This window comes from Gemmobacter sp. LW-1, from assembly GCF_001303875.1.
In the GTDB taxonomy this organism is placed as follows: Bacteria; Pseudomonadota; Alphaproteobacteria; order Rhodobacterales; family Rhodobacteraceae; genus Gemmobacter; species Gemmobacter caeni.
The window spans coordinates 140413-163280 of sequence record NZ_LJSC01000051.1 but is presented as its reverse complement, the minus strand read 5'-3'; the positions used below and the strand labels follow the sequence as shown (position 1 = coordinate 163280).

Below are 22868 nucleotides of genomic sequence, written 5' to 3'. Positions count from 1 at the left end.
CGTTTCCGCCCTCAAAGGGCCGGTTCGACGGACCAGACATCCGCCATATAGCCCCGGATCGTGCGGTCCGAGGAAAAGAACCCCGACCGCGCGGTGTTCAGCGCGGCCATGCGCAGCCAGCGCATCCGGTCGGCATAGGCGGCATCCACCTCGGCCTGCGCGGCGCGGTAGGCGTCGAAATCCGCCGCCACGAGGAAATAATCGTGGTGCCAGACCCGGTGCACCAGTTGATGATAACGCGAAGGATCGCCTTCCGAGAACCGCCCTTCCGCGATCATCTGCAACACATCCTGCAAGGACTGGCTGGCGAGGATGGCATCGCGGGCATGATCGGGGTTGGCGCGGCGTTTCACCACCTCCTCCGCCGTCAGGCCGAACAGGAAGAAATTATCGGCCCCCACCTCTTGAAGGATTTCCACATTCGCGCCGTCCAGCGTGCCGATGGTCGGCGCGCCATTCATCATGAACTTCATGTTGCCAGTGCCCGAGGCCTCTTTCCCCGCGGTCGAGATCTGTTCCGACAGATCGGCAGCGGGGATCAGGCGTTCGGCAAGGCTGACGTTGTAATTCGGCGGATAGACCACCTTCAGCCGATCCCCGACCAGCGGATCGGCGTTCACCACCGCCGCCACATCATTGATCAGGTGGATGATTTCTTTCGCCACCACATAGCCCGGCGCGGCCTTGCCGCCGAAGATCTTGACGCGCGGCACCCAGTCCTTTTCCGGGTTCTGCCGGATGTCGTGCCAGCGCGCGATGGTTTCGAGGATGTTCAGAAGCTGGCGCTTGTATTCATGGATGCGCTTCACCTGCACGTCGAACAGCGCATCGGCCGAGACGCTGACGCCGCAATGCGCCTGCACCCAGCCCGCCAAAGCCTGCTTGTTCTGCCGCTTCGCCGCGCCGAAGGCCGTGAGGAACCCCGCATCGGCAACATGCGGCTCCAACTCCTTCAGCCGGTCCAGATCGGCCTCCCAGCCTGCGCCGATCGTGTCGGTGATCAGGCCCGCCAGCGGGCGGTTGCACATCTTCAGCCAGCGGCGCGGCGTTACGCCATTGGTTTCGTTGATGATACGCGGATGCAGCTTTTCCAGTTCGGGGAACAGGTTCTGCTTCACAAGATCGGAATGCAGCGCGGAAACACCGTTCACCTTATGCGCCATGATGAAGGCCAGTTCGCCCATCCGCACCTCATGGTGCTTGACGATGCCCACATAATGCGGCGGGTGGAAGGTGCGGCGGTGCCAGCTGTCGATGCGCTCGACGATCTGCATATGGCGCGGCAGGACATTCCCGAAAGTATAGGTCGCCCAGCGTTCCAGCGCCTCGGGCAGCAGCGTGTGATTGGTATAGCCGAGACAGGCGCGCGCCACCTCCGTCGCCGGGTCGAACTCCATCCCGTGCTCATCCATCAGGAGCCGCATAAGCTCCGGCCCCGCGATGGCAGGATGGGTGTCGTTCATCTGGATCGCCACATGGCGCGGCAGGTCAGCCACGGCATAGCCCCCCGCCAGATGCCGGCGCAGGATGTCTTGCAGCGCGGCGGAGGTCAGGAAGAACTCCTGCTTCAGCCGCAACTCCTTGCCCTGATAGGTGGTGTCGTCGGGGTAAAGCACCCGGCTCAGCGTGCGGGCCAGCGCCTCGGGTTCGGCGGCGGCGGCGTAATCGCCGCGGTTGAAGCGTTCCAGATCGAACTGCGTCGTGGGCTTCGCCCCCCACAGCCGCAGCGTATTGGCCCATTTGCCTTCCCAGCCGATGACCGGCGTGTCATAGGCTTCGGCCAGTACGGTTTCGCCGGGCTGCCAGACCTCGCGGCCGTCGCGGGTGATGATCTCGCCCTTGAAACCGATGGTATAGGCGGATTCCGGGCGTTCGAATTCCCAGGGGTGGCGTTGGCTCAGCCAGTCCTCGGGCGTTTCGACCTGACGCCCGCTTTCGAACCTTTGCCGGAACAGCCCGTGTTCATAACGGATGCCATAGCCATAGGCCGGGCAGCCCACCGTCGCCATGCTTTCCATGAAACAGGCCGCCAGCCGCCCCAGACCGCCATTCCCCAGCGCGGCATCGGGTTCATCCTCGACAATCGCGCGGAAATCCTGCCCCAGTTCGGCCATGGCGCTTTCCGCAATGTCGCGCAGGCCGAGGTTGATCGTCGCATCCTCCAGCAGACGCCCGATCAGAAATTCCATCGACAGGTAATAGACACGCTTGTGCCCCGTCTCCCATGTCTTGCGGGTCGAGGCGAACCACGGCTCCACGATCCGGTCGCGAATGGCAAAGCTCAGCGCCATGCGCCAGTCGTAAAGGCTGGCATGATCCGCGTCCTTGCCCAGCGTGAAGGTCAGGTGGCGCAGGATGTCGGCCCTGAGATGCGTTGGCGTCAGCTCTGTCACGTCATGTTCCAATCTGTCGAATGCCCGCCCCATCAGAGCGGGAACCACCGGCGGCGGCAAGACGGCGGAGAATTGCCCGCCCGGTGGTTCCACACCGGAACGCTGCTCCGGCGCGGTCTGCTGAAATCCTGACCTCTGTTAGCGCAATCATTTTCAGAAATCACTCAAAATTTTGAGCGTTTTTCCAGACGGATAGAAGAATCAAACCGATTTGGAGCGATTGCAACGATTCGTGCGCGGTTTCGCGCCGGGGAATTGCGTTATCTGATCCAGATCATTTTCTGCCGCGCCGCGCCGGGCATAATGCGCCGGTCACCCAAAAAGCCGAAAGCGCCACATGAGACTCACCATCCGCACCAATCTGGCCATGCGCACCCTGATGTTCTGCGCGGTCAATCCGGGGCGCATCGTCCGCAAGGCCGAAATCGCCGCCGCCTGCAATGCATCCGAGAACCATCTGGCGCAGGTGATACACCTGATGGCCCAGAAGGGATTTCTGCGCACGGTCCGGGGCCGCTCCGGCGGGCTGACGCTGGCGCGGCCCCCTGAGCAGATCGGGCTGGGCGAGGTGTTCCGCGCCTTCGAGGGCGAATTGCCGCTGACCGAATGTTTCGCGCGTGGCAACAATACATGTCCGCTTGCCGGATGCTGCCGCCTGAAATGTGCGCTTGCTGAGGCAGCGGACGCCTTCTATGGCTCGCTGGACCGGCTGCGCCTGTCGGACATGACCGAAGGTAATGACGCGCTGGAACGGCTGCTGAAAGTGGCCTGACCCGCTCAGCCGCCCCAGGTTTCGCGCAGGACGCGCATCCAGTTGCCCCAGCGCAGCTTTTCGATCAGCGCGGCATCATAGCCATGCGCCGCCATCGCCTCCAGGAGGCGCGGCAGGCCCGCGGCATCGCCAATCCCGTCGGGAACGGCGGCACCGTCGAAATCCGACCCGAAGCCCACGCAATCCTCGCCCAGCCTGTCGATCAGATGGTCGAGGTGCTGCATCACCGGCGCCCAGCCCATGTCGGTGCCGCGTTTGCCGTCTGGGCGCAGGAACACCGTGGCAAAGTTCAGCCCCACCATACCCCGGCTTTCGCGGATCATCGCCAGTTGCCGGTCGGTCAGGTTCCGGGTCGAGGGGGTCACGGCATGGGCATTGGAATGGGTGGCGACCAGCGGCGCATCGGACAGCGCGGCCACATCATTGAACCCCGCCTCGTTCAGGTGGCTGAGGTCGATCAGAATGCGCAAGGCATTGCATTCGCTCACCAGCCGTTTGCCCGCAGCCGTCAGCCCCGGCCCGGTATCGGGGGAGCCGGGAAACCTGAATGGCACGCCATGGCCAAAGATGGTCGGCCGCGACCAGACCGGCCCGAGCGAGCGCAGCCCCATGGCGTGAAAGGCGTGCAGCGCGTCCAGCCGTTCGTCGATCGCCTCGGCCCCTTCCATATGCATGACACCCGCGATGGCGCCGTCGGCCCGCGCAGCCTCGATCTCAGCCACGCTGCGGCACAGACGAAACGCCCCGCCCGAAGACCGCGCCATCCACAAAAGATGACCGGCCATCGACAGCGCGACCGGCTGCGCCACGCCCAGCGGGATCATCGCGGGCAACTCGATCTCATAGGGCGGGTTGTCCATCATCGCATCGTAATCCGGCGCGCCGGGAGCTGAGGGGCTGGGGATATAGATGGCGAACAGACCGCCCGTGAAGCCGCCCGCCTGCATGCGCGGCAGGTCCAGATGGCCCTGCCCCTCGCCCGTAAGCCAGATGGCCTCGCGTTTGCCCGGCGCCATTTGCAGGCGCAGCAGGATGTCGTTGTGGCCATCGAATACCGGCGCGGCGGTCATTGTGCCTCTCCCCTTCCCTTGTTTCGGGGGAGCCTGCCACGGGTGGCAGGGGAAGGCCAGAGCCTAACCGCCCGAGGGTGCGGCAAGCCCGCCGAGGATGGGGCAATCGGGCCGCTCGTCGCCCGCACAGGCGGCAACAAGATCGGAAAGCGTGCGCTGCATGGCCCGCAGTTCGGCAATTTTGGTGCCGATCTCCACCAGATGCGTGCGGGCAAGCCGTTTGACATCGGCGCTGGCGCGATCCTTGTCGTCGTAAAGCGCCAGCAGGCGGCGACAATCATCGATGGTGAAACCAAGGCTTCGGGCACGACCGATGAAAGCGAGCTTGTGCAGATCGGTTTCGGCAAAGACACGATAGCCGTTGGCCTGGCGGCGCGGCGCGATCAGGCCGATTTCCTCGTAATAGCGGATGGTCTTGACCGGCAATCCGGCGCGGGTGGCGACTTCCTTGATGTTCATGGCCTGACCTCCACCGCCTTCAGCCGCCGCAGGCGCAAGGCATTGGTCAGCACGAAGACCGAGGACAGCGCCATCGCCCCGGCGGCGAGCATCGGCGAAAGCTGCGGCCCGCCAAAGGGCACCAGCGCCCCCGCCGCCACAGGGATCAGCGCAGCGTTGTACCCGAAGGCCCAGCCAAGGTTCTGGCGGATATTGCGCATGACGGCGCGGCTGACGGTGATCGCGGTCGCGACCCCGGCGGGCTGGCCCGAGATCAGCACCACTTCTGCCGCCTCGATGGCGACATCGGTGCCGGTGCCAATGGCGATGCCGACATCGGCCGCCGCCAGCGCGGGGGCATCATTGATGCCATCCCCCACGAAGGCCACGCCGGGGCGCATATCTTCCACCGCCGCGACCTTGCCACCCGGCAGAACCTCTGCCGCGATGCGGCTGATCCCCAGTTCGGAGCCGATGGCCGCCGCCACGCGCTGCGCATCGCCCGTCACCATGGCGCTGTCCACGCCCAGATCGGCCAGTGCCACGACAGCGCCCCGTGCGCCGGGTTTCACCTTGTCGGCCACTGCCAGCACACCCAGGACCTTGCCCTCGACCGCCAGATAGATCGGGGTCTTGCCCTGAACGGCAAAGCCCTCGCCCTCGACCCGCCAATGGTTCGGCAGATCGGGGAACATCCGCGCCGCGCCAAGCGCCACGCGCTGCCCTTCCACCGTCGCTTCGGCGCCATGGCCGGGCGTGGCACTGAAATCGCGCGCAGCCGGAACCTCCAGCCCCTGCGCGGCAGCGGCCTGCACCACCGCAAGCGCCAGCGGATGTTCCGATTGCGCCTCGACCGCCGCCGCCAGACGCAGCAGATGCGGCGAGGCCGGTTTCAGATCGGTCAGCACCGGCTTGCCCTCGGTCAGCGTACCGGTCTTGTCAAAAGCCACGGTCTCCACCCCGGCAAGCGTCTGCAACGCCTCGCCCCGCCGGAACAGCACGCCCAGTTCGGCGGCGCGCCCGGTGCCCACCATGATGGAGACAGGCGTGGCCAGCCCCATCGCACAGGGGCAGGCGATGATGAGGACAGAGACCCCCGCCACCAGCGCCTCGGCCAGACCGGGGCCGAAGATCAGCCACAGGATCACGGTCAGCACCGCCAGCCCCATCACAACCGGCACGAACCACAGGGTGATACGATCCACCACCGCCTGCACCGGCAGTTTCGCGCCCTGCGCCTGTTCCACCATGGCGATGATGCGCGCCAGCGCCGTATCGGCGCCGACATGGGTTGCCCGCATCACCAGCGTGCCGGTGCCGTTGACCGTACCGCCGGTCACCCGGTCGCCCGGGGCTTTTTCCACCGGCATCGCCTCGCCCGTCAGCATGGCCTCGTCCACCGCTGATCGACCCTCCTCGACCTCGCCGTCCAGCGGGATGCGTTCGCCGGGGCGGATCATCAGCCGGTCACCGGGCCGCACCTGCGCCACCGGCACATCGGCAAAACCCTGCGGCCCCTCGACCCGCGCATGGCTGGGCTGCAAGCCGATCAACCCGGCAATCGCGGTCCCCGCCTGCCCGCGCGCCCGCGCCTCAAGGATACGACCGATCAGGATCAGCACGACGATCACCGCCGCCGCCTCGAAATAGACCGCCCGAGCCGCAGCGGGCAGCAGATGCGGCGCAAAGGTCGCCACAGTGGAATAGCCCCAGGCGGCGGCAGTGCCGACCGCGACGAGGCTGTTCATGTCAGGCCCGCCGCGCAGCAGCGCCGGAATGCCCTTGGCAAAGAAGCGCCGCCCCGGAAACACAAGAACCAGCGTCGCCAGCACGAATTGCGCGATCCACAGCATCTGTTGCGGCATCAGCCCCATCAGCCAGTGATGGAAGGCGGGCACGGCATGGCCCCCCATCTCGGTCAGGAAAACCGGCAGGGTCAGCAGCCCGGCGATCCAGCCGTCGCGCTTCAGCGCGGCATATTCGCGGACACGGGCATCGGGCGCGGCCTCGTCCGGCGGGGTGGCGGCAAAGCCTGCCCGGCTGACCACCTCGGCCAGCTTTTCAGCCGTCGTCGCACCTTCCCATACGGTGATCTGCGCCCGACGGGCCGCCAGATTGGCGGTGGCGTCGACCACGCCGGGCTGCGCTTTCAGCACCCGTTCGACCCGCCCGGTGCAGGAGGCGCAGGTCATTCCCTCGACCGACAGGGTCAGTGTCGCCTGCCGCACGGGATAGCCCGCCTTGGCCAGCGCCCCGGCCAGCGCGGCCGGTTCTGCCGGTGCGGCAAAGCGGATGTCGGCACTTTCATCGGCAAGATTCACCCGCGCCGCACTGACGCCCGGCTGGGCTTTCAGCACCCGTTCGACACGGGCAACGCAGGAGGCGCAGGTCATCCCCTCGGGGCGCAGGCGCAGGGTGGATTCGGCTGGATCGGTCATGGCGGTTTCCTTTCGCCATCGGATATGGGGCCTCCAGTAACTGGAAGGTCAAGCCCCCCGTTTCAACCGCCCCCGGAACGTGGCAATTCGCCGCCGTCCCCCCGCCGCCCCTTGACGCCGCCGCCCGCAGGCGATCCAGTTACGCCATTCCGCAACGCGTATCATGCCCGGCGGCATGGAGGAGCAGACGATGGCTGTCACCCTTTCGATTCCCGACATGAGCTGCGGTCACTGCCGCGCCTCCATCGAAGCCGCACTGAAGCCGCTGAACGGTGTGACCGGGCTGAGCTTCGACGCCGAGGCCCGCACGGCAACCATTGAAGGCGATGCGCCGGTAGCGGTTCTGGTGCAGGCGCTGGACGGAATCGGCTTTCCGGCCAGCCAGAAGGCCTGAAACCGACGGGAAATCGCGACTTCCCGCCGATGTGTGACAGTTTTGCATGGGATACAGGCTTTTCACAGGCTTGTGTCCCCGCCGCTTCGTGGCCTGCCTTGTTTGCCCGGCGTTTCGGACGTATTTCCGACAAACAACGCCACTTCCCGGCCTCACGCGCGACAGAAAGCGCTGTCAGTCTCCGAGAACTGGTACAAGTATAGTCGTGCCAAGGATACGGAGCATCATCATGGCAAAGACCCCGTCGCAATCCCAGCCGCAGCAAGGCGGCGCGTCGGTTCCCGCGCAACAGCAGGGCCAGAGCAGCGGCTCCGCCCCGCAGCAGCAGGGCGGCACCCCGATTATCCGGGACTGGGCGTCGATCTGAACCCGCCGATCTTCGACATCCGCGTGTCGGTGAGAACGAGTTGAAACAGCCGGGGCCAGCCGTAAGGTTGGCCCCAACTTTTTCCTTGTGCGCGGTGCCGCAATGCCTGACCCCGTCTCCTCGATCCCAAACCTTGGCCCGGCCTCCGAGGCGGCCTTTGCCCGTGCGGGCATCCGCTCAGCCGGAGAGATCCGGGCCATGGGGGCGGACGCAGCCTATCTGGCGCTGATGCGGTCCGGCACGCCGCCACATTTCATCGGGTATTATGTGCTGGTCATGGGCTTGCAGGGCCGCCCGTGGAACGATTGCAAGGGCGAGGAAAAGAAGGCCCTGCGCAGCCGCTTCGACGCGCTGAAGGCCGAGGCGCTGGCCGCGCCCGCGCTGTCGGGCCTGCCCCGCGCGCTGGACGAGGCGCTGGATCTGATTGGTGTAAGACCCGCGCGCAAATGAAAAGGCCGCCCCGAAGGGCGGCCTTCATAGGCGAACCGGGCGGCAATCAGCCAACCAGTTCAAGACCCGAGAAGAAGAAGCCGACTTCGCGCTTGGCCGAGTCGGGGCTGTCCGAACCATGGACCGAGTTTTCACCGACCGACAGGGCGAATTCCTTGCGGATGGTGCCTTCAGCAGCATTGGCCGGGTTGGTCGCGCCCATCACTTCGCGGTTTTTCGCAATGGCGCCTTCGCCTTCCAGAACCTGCACGACGACCGGCTCGGACGACATGAATTCGCACAGTTCGCCGTAGAACGGACGCTCCGAATGCTCGGCGTAGAACTGGCCGGCTTGCGCGGCGGACAGGTGGATGCGCTTCTGCGCGACGATGCGCAGGCCCGCTTCTTCGAATTTCGCGTTGATCTTGCCGGTCAGGTTGCGCTTGGTGGCGTCGGGCTTGATGATCGACAGGGTGCGTTCGATGGCCATGAGGCTCTCCATGTGAATAGGCGCGGGATGTGGCCCCCCGCGCCGGTTTTGTGGGCGCCTCCTACCATGCGACGGCGATGTTGAAAAGCCCGTGACGCATGCGCGTCGCTTCCCGCCCGGTCTGCGGCGGAAGCTGCGACAAAGCGGTGCATTGCGATATCGCACTCTTTTAGTAAGGATATCTGCAAGCAAACGGAGTTTCCGCCATGCGCGTCTGCGCCACCGCCCTTTTCGCCCTTCTGGCCACCCCGCTGGCCGCCGATCCCTTCGTGATGACCTATGAAGCCTTCGAACAGGCGGTGCCGCATATCGACCTGCTTGCCTGCCCCGTGGATCTGGACGGGCCGGGCCGGTTCTGCCGCCTGACCACCCATAATGACGCACTGAATGTCTTCGTCTTTTCCGAAGATGGCGACCAGCCGCTTGTCGCGCTGAAAAGCTGGCCTGCCGATCTGCTGGCCGGTTTGATGGATTAGCGGCGCATTGCCGTTCCCGGCCCAAGCTGTTAGGGGCTGGGCACCATGCTTCGGATATCAGACATCACCTATTCTGTCGAAGGCCGCCCTCTGTTCGAGGGCGCTTCGGCCACCATTCCGACCGGCCACAAGGTTGGCCTCGTAGGGCGGAACGGCGCGGGCAAGACCACGCTGTTCCGGCTGATCCGGGGCGAACTGGCGCTGGAAACCGGCGAAATTGCCCTGCCCGCCCGCGCCCGTATCGGGGGCGTCGCGCAAGAGGTGCCTTCGTCCTCCACCTCGCTGCTGGAGACGGTGCTTCAGGCCGATACCGAGCGCAGCGCCCTGCTGGCCGAGGCCGATACCGCCACCGACCCGCATCGCATCGCGGAAATCCAGACCCGTCTGGCCGATATTGATGCCTGGAGCGCGGAGGGCCGTGCCTCGGCCATCCTGCGCGGGCTTGGCTTTGACGCCGAGGCGCAATTGCGCCCCTGCTCCGATTTCTCGGGCGGCTGGCGAATGCGGGTGGCGCTGGCGGGTGTGCTGTTCGCGCAGCCTGATTACCTGCTGCTGGACGAACCGACCAACTATCTGGATCTGGAAGGCGCGCTGTGGCTGGAAAATTATCTTCAGAAATACCCCCACACCGTCATCATCATCAGCCATGACCGGGGCCTCTTGAACCGCGCGGTGCAGGGCATCCTGCATCTCGACAACCGCAAGCTCACCTATTGGCAGGGCGGCTATGACCAGTTCGCCCGTCAGGCCGCCGAACGCCGCGCGGTGCAGGCGGCCGAGGCCAAGAAGGTCGAGGCGCGGCGGGCACATCTGCAAAGCTTCGTGGATCGGTTCAAGGCCAAGGCCTCGAAAGCCGTGCAGGCGCAAAGCCGGGTGAAGATGCTGGAAAAGCTGACCCCCATCACGCCGCCGGAAGAGGCGCGCAAGATGGTCTTCACCTTCCCCGAACCCGAGGAACTGTCGCCTCCCATCATCAATATGGAAGGCGCGAGCGTCGGCTACGGCGGCAAGGCCATTCTGCGCCACCTGTCGTTGCGCATCGACCAGGACGACCGCATCGCGCTTCTGGGCCGCAACGGCGAGGGCAAATCCACGCTGTCGAAACTGCTGGCGGGCAAGCTGCCGGTCATGGGCGGTGAACTGCACCGCCATGGCAAGCTGCGCATCGGCTTTTTCGCGCAGCATCAGGTTGAAGAGCTGCATATCGACGAAACGCCCCTGCAACATGTGCAGCGGCTGCGCCCCGAGGAACATCAGGCCCGGTTGCGCGCGCGTCTGGCGGGCTTCGGGCTGATGGCGGAACAGGCGGAAACTGTGGTCGGGCGGCTGTCCGGCGGGCAGAAGGCGCGGCTGTCTCTGTTGCTGGCCACCATTGACGCTCCGCATCTGCTGATCCTTGACGAACCGACCAACCACCTGGACATCGAAAGCCGCGAGGCACTGGTCGAGGCGCTGACCGAATATCGCGGCGCGGTGATCCTCGTCAGCCACGACATGCACCTTCTGAGCCTTGTCGCCGACCGGCTGTGGCTGGTGAAGGCGGGCGCGGTCACGCCCTACGACAAGGATCTGGAAAGCTACCGCGCCGAATTGCTGGCCGGCGACGAACCCGCGAAACCGGCGGCGAAGCCTGCGGAAAAGCCGAAACGCGCCAGCCGTGATGAAATCCTGCTGCTGCGGGCCGAGGTCCGCAAATGCGAGGAACGTCTGGGCAAGCTGAACGACATGCGCGACAAGCTCGCCGCCAAGCTGGCCGACCCCGAATTGTACGAGGACAGCCGCAAGGGCGATCTGGCGGTCTGGAACAAGAAATACGCCGAGGTGATGGAGGCGCTGGACCGCGCCGAGGCGCTGTGGCTGGACGCGCAGGAGGCGCTGGAAACGACCGGGGCGGGCTGAAGCCCCGCCCCTCGGCGCATGGGTGAACGCGAGCCCTGCATGGGCGCACAGTTTGCCCGGTTGTGCCGCCAAGCCTTTGGGCACACATACTTGCTGCAACCGCATCATAGTTCGGAAGAGGCAAGACGATGACCAACGCAACCCTGCAAACCCTGAAAAAACGCCGCACGCAATATGCGCTGGGCAAGAAGCTGCCGCTCTCGAACGAGGCCGTCGAGGCGCTGATCAAAGAGGCCGTGCGGCTTTCGCCCTCGTCCTTCAACTCGCAAAGCTCGCGCGCCGTGATCCTGTTCGGCGAAGCCTCGGAACGGTTCTGGGAAATCACCACCGAAGCCCTGCGCGCCATCGTCCCGGCCGAGGCTTTCGGCCCGACCGAAGGCAAGATGAAAGCCTTCGCCGCCGGTGCGGGCACCGTGCTGTTCTATGAAGACCAGGCCACCGTGAAGGGCCTGCAAGAGCAGTTCCCGCTTTACGCCGATGCCTTCCCCGGCTTCTCGGAGCATTCGGCGGGCATGGCGCAGCTGGCGGTCTGGAACGTTCTGGCAGATGCCGGTATCGGCGCAAGCCTTCAGCACTACAACCCGGTTGTCGATGCGGCCGTCGCGAAAGAGTTCGACATCCCGTCCAGCTGGAAGCTGCGCGCGCAGATGCCGTTCGGCTCGCACGAGGGCGGGTTCGGTGACAAGACCTTCATCGAGGATGACAACCGCTTCCGCACCTTCGACAGCCTGGCCGTCGCCGCCGAATGATCGCAGCGGGGCGCCCGCCACGGGCGCCCCATTGCCTTGCGCCCCGATCCGGTCCACCATGCGCCGCGCGCACAGGGCAGGACATGATCGACACCGCTTTTCTGATTACCGCTTTTGCCACCCTGTTCGTGGTGATCGACCCGCCGGGTCTGGTGCCGCTGTTCATTGCGCTGACCCGCGGCATGGATGTCGAACGCCGCCGGTCCATGGCGCTGCGGGCCTGCGTCATCGCCACCATCCTGCTGACGGCCTTCGCGCTGATGGGCGAGGCGCTGCTGGGATTCATCGGCATTTCCATGCCCGCCTTTCGCATCGCGGGCGGCATCCTTCTGTTCCTGACCGCGCTGGACATGCTGTTCGAACGCCGCACCCAGCGACGCGAGGGGCAACAGGCGGACCCTGACCATGATCCTTCGGTCTTTCCGCTGGCCACGCCGCTGATCGCCGGGCCGGGCGCCATCGCCACGATGATTCTGCTGATGGGGCAATCGGGTGGTGGCTGGCTGGGGGCGTCGCAGGTGCTGGGTCTGCTTCTGGCGATGATGGTGGCCACCTTCCTGTTCCTGCTGGCCGCCCCGCCCATCGAACGCGCGCTGGGCCGCACCGGAACCGTGGTCATCACCCGGCTTCTGGGCATGTTGCTGGCGGCGCTGTCCGTCCAGTTCGTCATCGACGGGGTGCGCGGCACCGGGCTGATCTGACGCCGCGCCCTTGCACCCTGCCCGCCTGCGCCCCAGATCGGGGGAAAAGGAGACCCCGATGGACGGCGATATGACCGCGCGCATTCTCTACCTCAGCCTGCTGGTGGCCGCTGTCGGCGGCTGGGCCCTGGCGGAATATCGCGGCAAGCTGGGCGCTGGTCTGCGCACGCTGATGGCCTGGGGCATGATCATCGTCGGGCTGATGGCGGGATATGGTCTCTGGACCGACATGCGCAGCAACATCCTGCCCATGCAGCAGGTGGAGGGCCAGAGCATCCACATCCCCCGCGCCGCAGACGGGCATTTCTACCTGACGCTGGAGATAGAGGGCCGCAGCATTCCCTTCATGGTCGACACCGGCGCCACCAACATCGTGCTGTCGGCGCGCGATGCGGCACGGCTTGGCGTGACGACCGATGGTCTTGTCTACATGGGTGAGGCCAATACCGCCAATGGCACCGTGCGCACTGCGCGGGTCTGGCTGAAGGATGTGCAGCTTGGCCCCTTCCATGACGACAGCGTCACCGCCTATGTGACCGATGGCGCAATGGATGGCTCGCTTCTGGGAATGGATTACCTGCGCCGCTACCGGATGGAGATTGACGGCGACCAGATGATCCTCAGCCGGTAGCTTCCGCCGGCCGTTCGGTCTGCATCTGCCAGCGGCCGGATTCCTCGGACCAGTATTGCAGATGTGCCCCCTCGCCCGCGAGCCGCTTCCAGAGGCCCCGCGCCGCATTCACTGCGCCCTGATCCTGCCCGTCGAACAGAACCCAGACCCTTTCGAGCCCGGCCGCTTCGCCCGGTTGCGGCTCGGCCCCGTCCACCAGCATCAGCGCCCTTGCGTCATTGGCGACCGGGCCAAGGCCCAGCAGCAGCGGCTGCGCCGCCTCGCGCCCTGCGCCTTCAAGACCATGCGGCAGGAACCCGTCTTCCGGTTCCAGCCACAGCTTTTCGTCCAGCCATTCCAGCCGTCCGCGATCGGTGCCGCGCAGCATCACCCGCCAGCCCTGACCCAGCGCCCGCCCCGCAAGCTGCGTCACCGTTTCCGGCACGCCGCTGCGGGTCAGGTGGTAGAACAGCACACGCGACATGCGCTTACTTCTCGAACCTGTCGCGGATCATCCGGTTCAGCGCGGCGACGCCCCAGCCGGTTGCCCCTTTGGGCGCCAGTGCCGTATCGGCCTGCAACAGCGCCGTCCCGGCGATGTCGAGGTGAATCCACGGCGTTTCCGCCTTCACGAAGCGTTGCAGGAACTGCGCCGCGGTGATCGAGCCGCCATCGCGCCCGCCGATATTCTTCATATCCGCGATGCGCGATTTCAGCTTGGCGTCATAAGCGTCACCCATCGGCATGCGCCACGCGCCCTCGCCCTCGGCTTTTGCCGCCTTCAGGAACTGTTCGCAGAAGGCATCGTTGTTCGAGAATACGCCGGTGTTTTCATGCCCCAGCGCCACGATGATTGCGCCGGTCAGCGTGGCGAGGTCGATCACGCCGCAGGGGTTGAAACGTTCCTGCGCATACCACAGCACATCGGCCAGAACGAGCCGCCCCTCGGCATCGGTGTTGATGACCTCGATGGTGTCGCCCTTCATCGAGCGCACCACATCGCCCGGACGCTGCGCGCGCCCGTCGGGCATGTTTTCCACCAGCCCGACCAGACCCACGACATTGGCCTTGGCCTTGCGCAGTGCCAGCGTTCGCATCACGCCCGCCACCACACCGGCGCCGCCCATGTCCATCGTCATTTCTTCCATACCGCCCGCGGGCTTGATGGAAATGCCGCCGGTATCGAACACCACACCCTTGCCGACCAGCGCCAGCGGGGCCTCGTCCTTCGCGCCGCCGCGCCAGTGCATGACGACGACCTTGGACGGGCTTTCCGAGCCCTGCCCCACGCCCAGAAGCGCGCGCATGCCCAGTTTTGACAGATCCTCTTCCTCCAGGATCTCGACATCCAGACCCAGTTCCTGCATCGCGGCCAGACGGGCGGCGAAATCATAGGTGGTCAGCACATTGGCCGGTTCGTTCACCAGATCGCGGGTGAAGAACACGCCTTCCGCCAGCGCGGCCAGCGGCGCCGCCTCGGCCGCCGCCGCCTCGGGGTTCGGCACCATCAGCGTCACCGGGCCAGGCGCTTTCGCCGTGCCGGTCTTGTGCGCGGTGAAGTCATAGGCCCGCAGCGCCAGCCCGAACGAGAGTTCGGCCAGATGGCGTCCGCCTTCGGCCAGAACCAGCGTCCCTGCCTCGGACAGCGCGCGGCCGATGGCGCCGCCGGCCTTGCGGGCCTGCGCCACATCGGCCTTGCGGTCCAGCTTCACCACCTGCACCGCCTCGGCCGCCAGACCCGCGGGCCAGGCCAGAACCGTACCCTCGCCCGCTTTCTGATCCACAAAGGCCGGCGCCGCCAGATAACGCGCCAGCGCGCCCTTCATCAGCCGGTCAAGCCGCCGCCCGGCTGCGCCCAGCTTGCCGCCCTCGTCCACCACCACGACAATACGGCCCGTGGCCTTGGCCAGCGCCTCGGCATCGACGGGCTGGAACTGGATCGGAACGGGATGCGACATATTCATTCTCCGGCTGTCGGTCTTGCCCGCCACCCTGAAACCGGGCAGGCTTTCGCCGCGAGGCTAGCCGCCCGCGCCGTCCTTGACCAGATAGCAGTTTTCCCCGCCGGGGATTTCGGCTAGCGTCGCGCCCGTTCCGGGGTTGAAGCGAGGGTCCGCGTGTCGAGATTCGACAGATATCTGCTGTCGCATTTGCTGGCGTTGTTCGGGTTCTTCTCGCTGGTGCTGGTTGCGATCTACTGGGTCAACCGGGCGGTGGGGCTGTTCGACGAGCTGATCGGCGACGGCCAGTCGGCGCTGGTCTTCCTTGAGTTTTCTCTGCTGACCCTGCCCAATGTCATCCGTCTGGTACTGCCGATTTCCGCATTTGCAGCAACTGTTTACGGCGTGAATCGCCTGATGGCCGACAGTGAACTGATCGTGATGCAGGCCACCGGCTTTTCCTCGTTCCGGCTTGCCCGGCCCGTTCTTTGGTTCGGGCTGATCGTCGCACTGATGATGCTGGTTCTGATGCACGTTCTGGTGCCCGCCAGCCGCACCATGCTGGCCAGCCGGTCGGCGGAGATCGCGGAAAACGTGACCTCGCGCTATCTGTCAGATGGCGAGTTCATGCATCCGTCAAAGAATGTGACGCTGTTCATCCGCGAGATCACCGAGACCGGCGAATTGCGTGACCTGTTCATCGCCGATGATCGTGACCCGGCGGCGCGTGCCGTCTATACCGCCAGCCGCGCCCTGCTGGCGCGCAGCGATACCGGCCCCAAGCTGATCATGTTCGACGGTATGGTGCAGAACCTGTCCGGCACCGAGCGTCTGTCAGTGACCCGGTTTCAGGATTTCACCTATGACCTTGGCCGGCTGATCGAAACCGGCGCCCTGCCGCATCGCGATGTCGAGGATCTCTCGACGCTTGACCTGCTGCGCGCCGATCCCGCGCTGCTGGCCGAAACCGGCGAAAGCCGCGCGGCCTTCCTCAGCGAGGCGCATGCGCGGTTTGCCATGCCCTTCCTGGGCACAGCGGCGGCCCTGCTGGGCTTTTCGGCGCTGCTTCTGGGGGGATTTTCACGCTTTGGCCTGTGGCGGCAGATCGGCATCGCCGTGGGGCTTCTGATCTTCGTGCAGTTGATCCACACCACCGCCATGTCGCAAAGCCTGCGCGACCCGATGGCCTGGCCGCTGGTCTATGCCGCGCCGCTGACCGGGCTTGCGATCTCGCTTTTCCTTCTGTGGTGGTCGCAACGCCCGCGCAGGCGACCCAAACCGGCGGAGGCCACCACATGACGCTGAGCCTTTATGTCGCGCGGCGCTTCCTGTGGATGTTCGTCCGGGTATTCCTGATCTTCTTCGGCATCCTCATGCTGATCGACATGCTGGAGCAGCTGCGCCGGTTTTCCGACAAGGGCGCCGGTCTGGCGCAGGCGGCGCAACTGGCGCTGATGAATGTGCCGGACAGCCTTTACCGCATCCTGCCGCTCATCATGATCCTGTCCGCCATCGCGCTGTTTCTGGGCCTTTCGCGGTCGTCGGAACTGGTGGTGGTGCGCGCGGCGGGCCGGTCGGGCTTGCGGTTCCTGATGGCGCCGGTCATCGTATCCCTGCTGATCGGCGCCTTTGCGGTTGCGGTGCTCAATCCGCTGGTGGCGGCGACGACCAAGGAATATGACGTGCTTTACGCACGCTATGCACGGGGAGCGGAACGGGTGCTGTCGGTATCGGACGAAGGGCTCTGGCTGCGTCAGGGCGGCGGCGGGTCGCAGACTGTGATCCATGCCGCCCGTGCCAGCGCCGATGGAACCCGGCTGTTCGACGCGACCTTCCTGTCTTTCGACGAGACCGGCGTTCCGCGTGAGCGGGTCGAGGCCGCAGAGGCCCGGCTGGAACCCGGTGCCTGGGCGCTGACCGAGGCCCGGCGCTGGTCGCTGGATGCGGCCAACCCCCAGTCGGCGGTTGAAACCATGGCCAGTGGCACGTTCGCCTCGGATCTGACGGCGGCGGCCATCCGTGACAGTTTCGGCAGCCCCTCGGCCATTCCGGTCTGGGAACTGCCTTCCTATATCCGCGGGCTGGAACGCGCGGGCTTCACAGCGCGCAACCATCAGGTCTGGTTCCAGATGCAACTGGCGCTGCCGCTCCTGATGACCGCCATGGTGCTGATCGCGGCGGGCTTCACCATGCGCCACGCGCGCTTCGGGCGCACCGGCATGCTGGTGATGTTCGCCATTCTTGGCGGTTTCGCCATTTTCTTCTTGCGCAACTTCGCGCAGGTGCTGGGTGAGAACGGCCAGATCCCCGTGGCCATGGCCGCCTGGACCCCGCCGGTGACCGCGACGCTTTGCGCCATCGGGCTTTTGCTGCATCTGGAGGACGGCTGATGGGCTGGCGCGCTTCCCTTTTCGCGCTGGCTCTGGCGCTGCTGCCCCTCGGCGGCAATGGCCAGACGGTCGACCGTGCGACCCTGACCGCCAATCAGGTGTCGGTCAGCGGCGACAGCCTGCTGGTGGCGCAAGGCGATGTCGAGGTGCGGTATCGCGGCCAGCGGCTCCGGGCGCAGCGCATCACCTATGATCGCGCCGCCGACCGGCTGCGGTTCGAGGGACCGATCTACCTGACCGATGACAACGGCAATTTCGTCCGGGCCGAAACCGCGGATCTGAGCGCCGATCTGACCGAAGGGGTGATGAATTCCGCCCGTATGGTGCTGAACCGGCAGATGCAGATTGCCGCACGGCAGATGTTCCGCGCGGGCGGGCGATATACACAGCTCACGGACACCGTCGCCTCCTCCTGTCAGGTCTGCACCATTGACCCGGTCCCGCTGTGGGAGATCCGGGCGAAGCGCGTGGTCCACGACCAGCTGGAGCAGCAGCTTTACTTCGACCGGGCGCAACTGCGCTTTGCCGGGGTGCCGGTGTTCTATCTGCCGCGCCTGCGCATGCCCGATCCGACGCTGGACCGGGCGACCGGGGTGATGATGCCCGACATCCGCACCACCTCGGGTCTCGGCACCGGGATCAAGCTGCCGTATTTCATCACGCTCGGGTCGTCACGCGACCTGACAGTGACCCCCTATCTGAGCACGAAGAACGGGCGCACGCTGGAACTGCGCTATCGCGAGGCCTTCCGCACCGGCCAGATCGAGGTCACCGGCGCCACCTCGCGTGATGACATCCTGCCGGGCGAGGCGCGCGGCTATCTGCATGCCAGCGGCGATTTCGCGCTCCCCCGTGACTTTCGCCTGACCTTCCAGGCCGAAGCGGTCAGCGACCCGGCCTATCTGCTGGATTACGGCATTTCCGACAAGGACCGGCTGGACAGCCGGATCGAGGTCAGCCGCACCCGGCGCAACGAATATATCTCGGGCCGGTTCATCAACTTCCGGTCGATCCGTGACATCGACGGCGTGCCGGAAAGCAATGCGACGCTGCCGACGCTGATCGGGGATTTCACCCTGCACCGCCGCTTTTCCGGCGGGCCGCTGGGCGGCGAGGCGGGGCTGATGTTCCAGACCCATTCGCATTACCGCACCTCCACGCTGGATTATGACACCGACGTGGATTCCGATGACATCGCCGATGGCCGTGACATGTCGCGCGCCTCGTTGCGGCTGGACTGGCGCCGCAACTGGGTGACCGGGCCGGGAATTGTCGTCTCGACCATGGCGGAGGTTTCTGCCGATCTTTACAACATCCGGCAGGATGCCACCTATGGCGGCACGCACAGCCGTCTGCATGGGGCAACCGGGCTTGAATTGCGCTGGCCCTGGGTGGGCGGCACCGCGGACGGCGCCACGCATGTGATCGAGCCGGTGATGCAGCTGGTTCTGGCCAGCCGTGATGGCAGCGATATCCCCAACGAGGACAGCGCGCTGGTCGAGTTTGACGAGGGCAATCTGTTCGCGCTGGACCGTTTCGCAGGGTCAGACGCCCATGAAGACGGCGCGCGGCTGAATGTGGGTCTCAGCTGGACCCGCTATGCCCCTTCGGGCTGGAGCCTCGCGCTCGCCGGGGGCCGGGTGTTCCGGCGCGAGGATTTCGGCCAGTTCAGCACCGCCTCGGGCCTTGATGGCGTCACCTCGGACTGGCTCGCCACCGCGCAGGTCACCGTGCCGGGCGGGCTGTCACTGACCAACCGCGCGCTGTTCGACGGTGCGTTCGGCATCACCAAGGCCGAATTCCGGCTGGACCTCGACCGCGAGAAATACGCGCTCAGCACCTCCTACATCTGGTTGCAGGCTGATGCCGCGGAAAACCGCATCGCCGACACGCAGGAGCTTTATCTGAACGGCCGATATGCGCTGACCGATACATGGACCGGCAAGCTGAGCGGCCGTTACGATTTCGAGGCCGACCGTGCCACGCGCGCGGGCCTCGGGCTCGAGTTCCGCAACGAATGCCTTCTTGTCGATCTTTCCCTCTCGCGCCGCTTCACCTCCTCGACTAGTGTGAAGCCAACTACGGATTTCGGCCTTTCGGTCGATCTGCTCGGTTTCGGCGGCAGCGCCAAGCCCGGTCCGGCCCGCAAGTGCCGGGGCTGAACTGCCATGAACCGCCAGATCGCCGCGAAGGCCATAGCCAAGAGACTGCCCGAATGACCCGAGTTCTGCCCCTCCTGACCGCAAGCTTCCTCGCGCTGGCCGCTGTTTCCGGCCCCGGAGCCGCCCAACAGAACCTGTTCGCACCGCGGATCATCATCAATGACCGGGCGGTCACCGAATACGAATACCGGCAGCGCCTGCTGTTCATGCAGATCCTGCGCGCGCCGGGCGATCTGGAAAAAGAGGCGATGAAGGGGCTGATCGAAGACCGGCTGCGCCTTCAGGAGGCCAAGCGGATCGGCGTCAAGCCGACCGAGGCCGAGGTGCGCAAGGGCATGGAAGAATTTGCCAGCCGCGCCAACCTTTCCGCCGATGAATTTCTGAAGGTCATCGGCCAGGCCGGAATCGCGCCCGAGACCTTCCGCGATTTCGTAACCGCCGGGATGGTCTGGCGCGAGGTGGTGCGGGCGAAATACGGCGCCACCACCAAAGTGACTGAGGCCGAGATCGACCGCGCACTGGAAGCCGAAACCCGCAAGACCGCGCTGACCGTTGCGCTGTCGGAACTGATCATCCCCGCCCCTCCGGGTCAGGAGGATGCGGCGATGGCGCAGGCGCGCAGCATTCAGGGGCAGATCAATACCGAAGGTGGCTTTGCCTCGGCCGTGGCGCGCTATTCCGCCGCAGCATCGCGGGATCGGGGGGGGCGGCTGGCGCCGATGCCGCTGAGCAACCTGCCGCCGCAGATCGCCAGCGTCATCCTCGCGCTTGGCCCCGGTCAGGTTTCAGCTCCGATCACCATTCCGGGTGGGGTTGCCCTGTTCCAGCTGCGCGACGTGACCGCCTCGAAAGAGGCGAGCCCGGCGATGGTGCAGGTGGAATATGCCCGGCTGCGCCTGCCGAAGGCCGAGACCACCGCCACCGATTTCGCGCGGATCCGGGCCAATGCCGATACCTGCAAAGATCTCTATACCCCGGCGCGCGGCCTGCCGGAAAACCAGCTTCAGATCGAGACCAAGCCGATGTCGGCGGTTCCCNCCCGCCGATCTGGGGCTGGAACTGGCGCGGCTGGACCCGGGCGAAAGCGTGCTGCGTGATCTGGGAGGGGCCACCGAAATGCTGATGCTGTGTTCGCGCCAGCCGGTCAGTGAAACGCCGGTCGACCGCAGCGCGATCCGCAACCAGATCCTCAACCGCAAGGTCGAGGCGCAGAGCGACCTTTATCTGGCCGAGCTGCGCGCCAACGCCCTGATCCGCGAGCCCTGAGCCATGGCCGATCTGGCGCCGGTGGCGCTGAGCTGTGGCGAGCCTGCGGGCATCGGCCCGGAAATCGCAGTGAAGGCGCGTGCCGTTCTGGGGCGCGCCTTGCCTTTCTTCTGGATCGGCGATCCCCGGCATCTGCCTCAGGGCACCGATTTTACGGAAATCGCCCGCCCGGCAGAGGCGGTCGCTGTGCCGCCCGACCGGCTTCCGGTTCTGCCACTGCCCTTCGCCGCCCCTGCCACCCCCGGCGTGCTGGAACCTGCCAATGCGGCGGGAGTCATCGCCGCGATACGGCGGGGGGTAGAACTGGTGCAGACGGGCGAGGCTTCCGCGATCTGCACCGCCCCCCTGCACAAGAAGGCGCTGAAGGACGGCGCGGGATTTGCCTTTCCGGGTCATACCGAATTTCTGGCTGATCTCGCAGGCGGCGCCGATGTGGTGATGATGCTGGCTGCGCCGGAATTGCGTGTGGTGCCCGTCACCATCCACATCCCGCTGGCCGAGGTTCCTGCTACGCTGACCGCTAATCTGCTGGAGCGGGCCATTCGCATCACCCATGCCGGGCTGGTCCGCGATTTCGGAATTTCCGCACCGCGTCTTGCGGTGGCCGGGCTGAACCCCCATGCGGGTGAAGGCGGGGCCATGGGGCATGAGGATGCCACCGTGATCGCGCCGGTGGTCGCCCGGCTGGCGGCCGAAGGCATGGCGATCTTTGGCCCGCTGCCCGCCGATACAATGTTCCATCCACGCGCCCGCGCCGCTTATGACGTGGCGATCTGCATGTATCACGATCAGGCGCTGATCCCGATCAAGACGGTGAATTTCGACGGCGGCGTGAATGTGACGCTGGGCCTGCCCTTCGTGCGCACCTCGCCTGACCATGGCACGGCGCTCGACATTGCCGGGCGGGGCATTGCCGAGCCGTCAAGCCTTGTGGCGGCGCTGCGCATGGCGCATGACATGGCGGCGGCGCGGGGCCGGTAAGCCCCGGGGGGTTGCCCCGGACCCGGGATATTTGGACCAGAATAAAAGCAGGAGCCGGTTTCATGGCGACGATCGACGGTTTGCCGCCGCTGCGCGAGGTTATCCGGGCGCATGACCTGGTGGCGAAGAAGCAGCTTGGGCAGAACTTTCTGCTGGATCTGAACCTGACCGCCAAGATCGCGCGGCAGGCGGGCGACCTTTCGGGCTGCGATGTGCTGGAGGTCGGGCCCGGCCCCGGCGGCTTGACGCGCGGGCTGTTGGCGGAAGGTGCGCGGCGGGTGCTGGCGGTGGAGAAAGACGCCCGCTGTCTGCCCGCGCTGGCCGAGATTCAGGTGGCGTATCCGGGCAAGCTGGATGTCATCAACGGCGATGCGCTGGAGGTCGATGTGCTGGCGCATCTGACACCGCCGATCCGCGTGGTGGCGAACCTGCCCTATAATGTGGGGACCGAACTGCTGATCCGCTGGCTGACGCCCGCGAACTGGCCACCGTTCTGGGAAAGCCTGACGCTGATGTTCCAGAAGGAAGTAGCCGAGCGGATCGTGGCGAAGCCGAGGGGCGACCACTACGGGCGGCTCGCGCTTCTGGCGCAATGGCGCTGCGAGGCGAAGATCGTCCTGCATCTGCCACCCGAGGCATTCACCCCTGCGCCCAAGGTGCATTCGGCGGTGGTGCATCTGACCCGGCTGCCGGGGCCGCGCTTTCCGGCGGATGAGAAGATCCTGAGCCGGATCACCGCCATGGCCTTCAACCAGCGGCGCAAGATGCTGCGGTCCTCACTGAAGGGGCTGGGGCCGGACATCGAGGCGCGGCTGGAGGCGGCGGGGATTGCACCGACGGCGCGGGCGGAGGAAATCCCGCTGGAAGGGTTCTGCGCCCTGGCGCGCGAGATGGCAAAATGAA

The 22868-nt window shown here is 65.8% G+C and carries 21 protein-coding genes and 2 pseudogenes; 16 read left to right on the top strand and 7 right to left on the bottom strand.

Annotated features, from left to right (window positions below; genetic code table 11):
• Positions 1 to 11 precede the first annotated feature (11 nt).
• Complete coding sequence (locus tag AO684_RS14830) at positions 12 to 2426, bottom strand: glycogen/starch/alpha-glucan phosphorylase (RefSeq protein WP_054303708.1); 2415 nt, start codon at positions 2424 to 2426, stop codon at positions 12 to 14.
• Between the two features lie 304 nt (positions 2427 to 2730).
• Here AO684_RS14830 and AO684_RS14825 point away from each other — a divergent pair, with 304 nt between their 5' ends.
• Positions 2731 to 3165, top strand: a complete 435-nt coding sequence (locus AO684_RS14825) for an Rrf2 family transcriptional regulator (protein WP_054303508.1) — start codon at positions 2731 to 2733, stop codon at positions 3163 to 3165.
• A gap of 5 nt (positions 3166 to 3170) precedes the next feature.
• Here AO684_RS14825 and AO684_RS14820 read toward each other — a convergent pair whose 3' ends face one another.
• From AO684_RS14820 to AO684_RS14810, 3 genes are all read right to left on the bottom strand, one after another.
• The gene (locus AO684_RS14820; protein WP_054303507.1) at positions 3171 to 4235 is read right to left on the bottom strand and encodes a dipeptidase; all 1065 of its coding nucleotides are present in this window, start codon (positions 4233 to 4235) and stop codon (positions 3171 to 3173) included.
• Between the two features lie 63 nt (positions 4236 to 4298).
• Complete coding sequence (locus AO684_RS14815; RefSeq protein ID WP_054303506.1) at positions 4299 to 4694, bottom strand: Cu(I)-responsive transcriptional regulator; 396 nt, start codon at positions 4692 to 4694, stop codon at positions 4299 to 4301.
• Complete coding sequence (locus tag AO684_RS14810) at positions 4691 to 7111, bottom strand: heavy metal translocating P-type ATPase (RefSeq protein WP_054303505.1); 2421 nt, start codon at positions 7109 to 7111, stop codon at positions 4691 to 4693. The genes AO684_RS14815 and AO684_RS14810 overlap by 4 nt, the downstream gene beginning before the upstream one ends.
• A 190-nt stretch (positions 7112 to 7301) precedes the next feature.
• Here AO684_RS14810 and AO684_RS14805 point away from each other — a divergent pair, with 190 nt between their 5' ends.
• From AO684_RS14805 to AO684_RS14800, 3 genes are all read left to right on the top strand, one after another.
• Entirely contained in the window at positions 7302 to 7505 is a 204-nt protein-coding gene (locus AO684_RS14805) for a heavy-metal-associated domain-containing protein (RefSeq protein WP_054303504.1), read from the top strand.
• A gap of 229 nt (positions 7506 to 7734) precedes the next feature.
• A complete protein-coding gene (locus AO684_RS21850) occupies positions 7735 to 7872 on the top strand; it encodes a hypothetical protein (protein ID WP_158640436.1) in 138 nt (45 codons plus the stop codon).
• Between the two features lie 102 nt (positions 7873 to 7974).
• Entirely contained in the window at positions 7975 to 8322 is a 348-nt protein-coding gene (locus AO684_RS14800) for a TfoX/Sxy family DNA transformation protein (protein WP_054303503.1), read from the top strand.
• Between the two features lie 46 nt (positions 8323 to 8368).
• Here AO684_RS14800 and ndk read toward each other — a convergent pair whose 3' ends face one another.
• Positions 8369 to 8791 (bottom strand): nucleoside-diphosphate kinase, encoded by a 423-nt coding sequence (gene ndk, locus AO684_RS14795; RefSeq protein ID WP_054303502.1) that lies wholly within the window; start codon positions 8789 to 8791, stop codon positions 8369 to 8371.
• A 206-nt stretch (positions 8792 to 8997) separates the two neighbouring features.
• Here ndk and AO684_RS14790 point away from each other — a divergent pair, with 206 nt between their 5' ends.
• The 5 genes from AO684_RS14790 (at position 8998) to AO684_RS14770 (ending at position 13247) form a co-directional block, all read left to right on the top strand.
• Positions 8998 to 9267 (top strand): hypothetical protein, encoded by a 270-nt coding sequence (locus tag AO684_RS14790; RefSeq protein ID WP_054303501.1) that lies wholly within the window; start codon positions 8998 to 9000, stop codon positions 9265 to 9267.
• A 45-nt stretch (positions 9268 to 9312) separates the two neighbouring features.
• Positions 9313 to 11166: an ABC-F family ATP-binding cassette domain-containing protein gene (locus tag AO684_RS14785; protein ID WP_054303500.1), complete on the top strand. Its 1854-nt coding sequence runs from the start codon at positions 9313 to 9315 to the stop codon at positions 11164 to 11166.
• Between the two features lie 128 nt (positions 11167 to 11294).
• Positions 11295 to 11915, top strand: coding sequence for a nitroreductase family protein (locus AO684_RS14780; protein ID WP_054303499.1), 621 nt, complete (start codon positions 11295 to 11297; stop codon positions 11913 to 11915).
• An 83-nt stretch (positions 11916 to 11998) separates the two neighbouring features.
• Positions 11999 to 12616, top strand: a complete 618-nt coding sequence (locus AO684_RS14775) for a MarC family protein (protein WP_054303498.1) — start codon at positions 11999 to 12001, stop codon at positions 12614 to 12616.
• Between the two features lie 58 nt (positions 12617 to 12674).
• On the top strand, positions 12675 to 13247 hold the full coding sequence (locus AO684_RS14770; RefSeq protein ID WP_054303497.1) for a TIGR02281 family clan AA aspartic protease: 573 nt from the start codon (positions 12675 to 12677) through the stop codon (positions 13245 to 13247).
• Here the strand turns inward: AO684_RS14770 and AO684_RS14765 are convergent.
• Together AO684_RS14765 and AO684_RS14760 are read right to left on the bottom strand one after the other, a co-directional pair.
• Positions 13237 to 13710, bottom strand: coding sequence for a DNA polymerase III subunit chi (locus AO684_RS14765; RefSeq protein ID WP_054303496.1), 474 nt, complete (start codon positions 13708 to 13710; stop codon positions 13237 to 13239). The genes AO684_RS14770 and AO684_RS14765 overlap by 11 nt on opposite strands.
• A gap of 4 nt (positions 13711 to 13714) precedes the next feature.
• Positions 13715 to 15184, bottom strand: coding sequence for a leucyl aminopeptidase (locus AO684_RS14760; RefSeq protein WP_054303707.1), 1470 nt, complete (start codon positions 15182 to 15184; stop codon positions 13715 to 13717).
• Between the two features lie 159 nt (positions 15185 to 15343).
• On the opposite strand from AO684_RS14760, the gene lptF reads away from it, so the two are divergent.
• From lptF to rsmA, 7 genes and pseudogenes are all read left to right on the top strand, one after another.
• Complete coding sequence (lptF, locus tag AO684_RS14755) at positions 15344 to 16465, top strand: LPS export ABC transporter permease LptF (RefSeq protein WP_054303495.1); 1122 nt, start codon at positions 15344 to 15346, stop codon at positions 16463 to 16465.
• Positions 16462 to 17556 (top strand): LPS export ABC transporter permease LptG, encoded by a 1095-nt coding sequence (lptG, locus tag AO684_RS14750; RefSeq protein WP_054303494.1) that lies wholly within the window; start codon positions 16462 to 16464, stop codon positions 17554 to 17556. The genes lptF and lptG overlap by 4 nt, the downstream gene beginning before the upstream one ends.
• The gene (locus AO684_RS14745) at positions 17556 to 19718 is read left to right on the top strand and encodes an LPS-assembly protein LptD (RefSeq protein ID WP_054303493.1); all 2163 of its coding nucleotides are present in this window, start codon (positions 17556 to 17558) and stop codon (positions 19716 to 19718) included. The genes lptG and AO684_RS14745 overlap by 1 nt, the downstream gene beginning before the upstream one ends.
• 53 nt (positions 19719 to 19771) lie before the next feature.
• Positions 19772 to 20755: pseudogene (locus AO684_RS14740) on the top strand (peptidylprolyl isomerase); the annotation flags it as partial.
• A 1-nt stretch (position 20756) separates the two neighbouring features.
• Positions 20757 to 20984 (top strand): annotated as a pseudogene (locus AO684_RS22375) (peptidylprolyl isomerase); the annotation flags it as partial.
• Between the two features lie 3 nt (positions 20985 to 20987).
• Positions 20988 to 21965, top strand: coding sequence for a 4-hydroxythreonine-4-phosphate dehydrogenase PdxA (pdxA, locus tag AO684_RS14730; protein ID WP_054303490.1), 978 nt, complete (start codon positions 20988 to 20990; stop codon positions 21963 to 21965).
• Positions 21966 to 22027: 62 nt separating this feature from the next.
• On the top strand, positions 22028 to 22867 hold the full coding sequence (gene rsmA, locus AO684_RS14725) for a 16S rRNA (adenine(1518)-N(6)/adenine(1519)-N(6))-dimethyltransferase RsmA (RefSeq protein WP_054303489.1): 840 nt from the start codon (positions 22028 to 22030) through the stop codon (positions 22865 to 22867).
• The last annotated feature ends 1 nt before the right edge of the window (position 22868 follow it).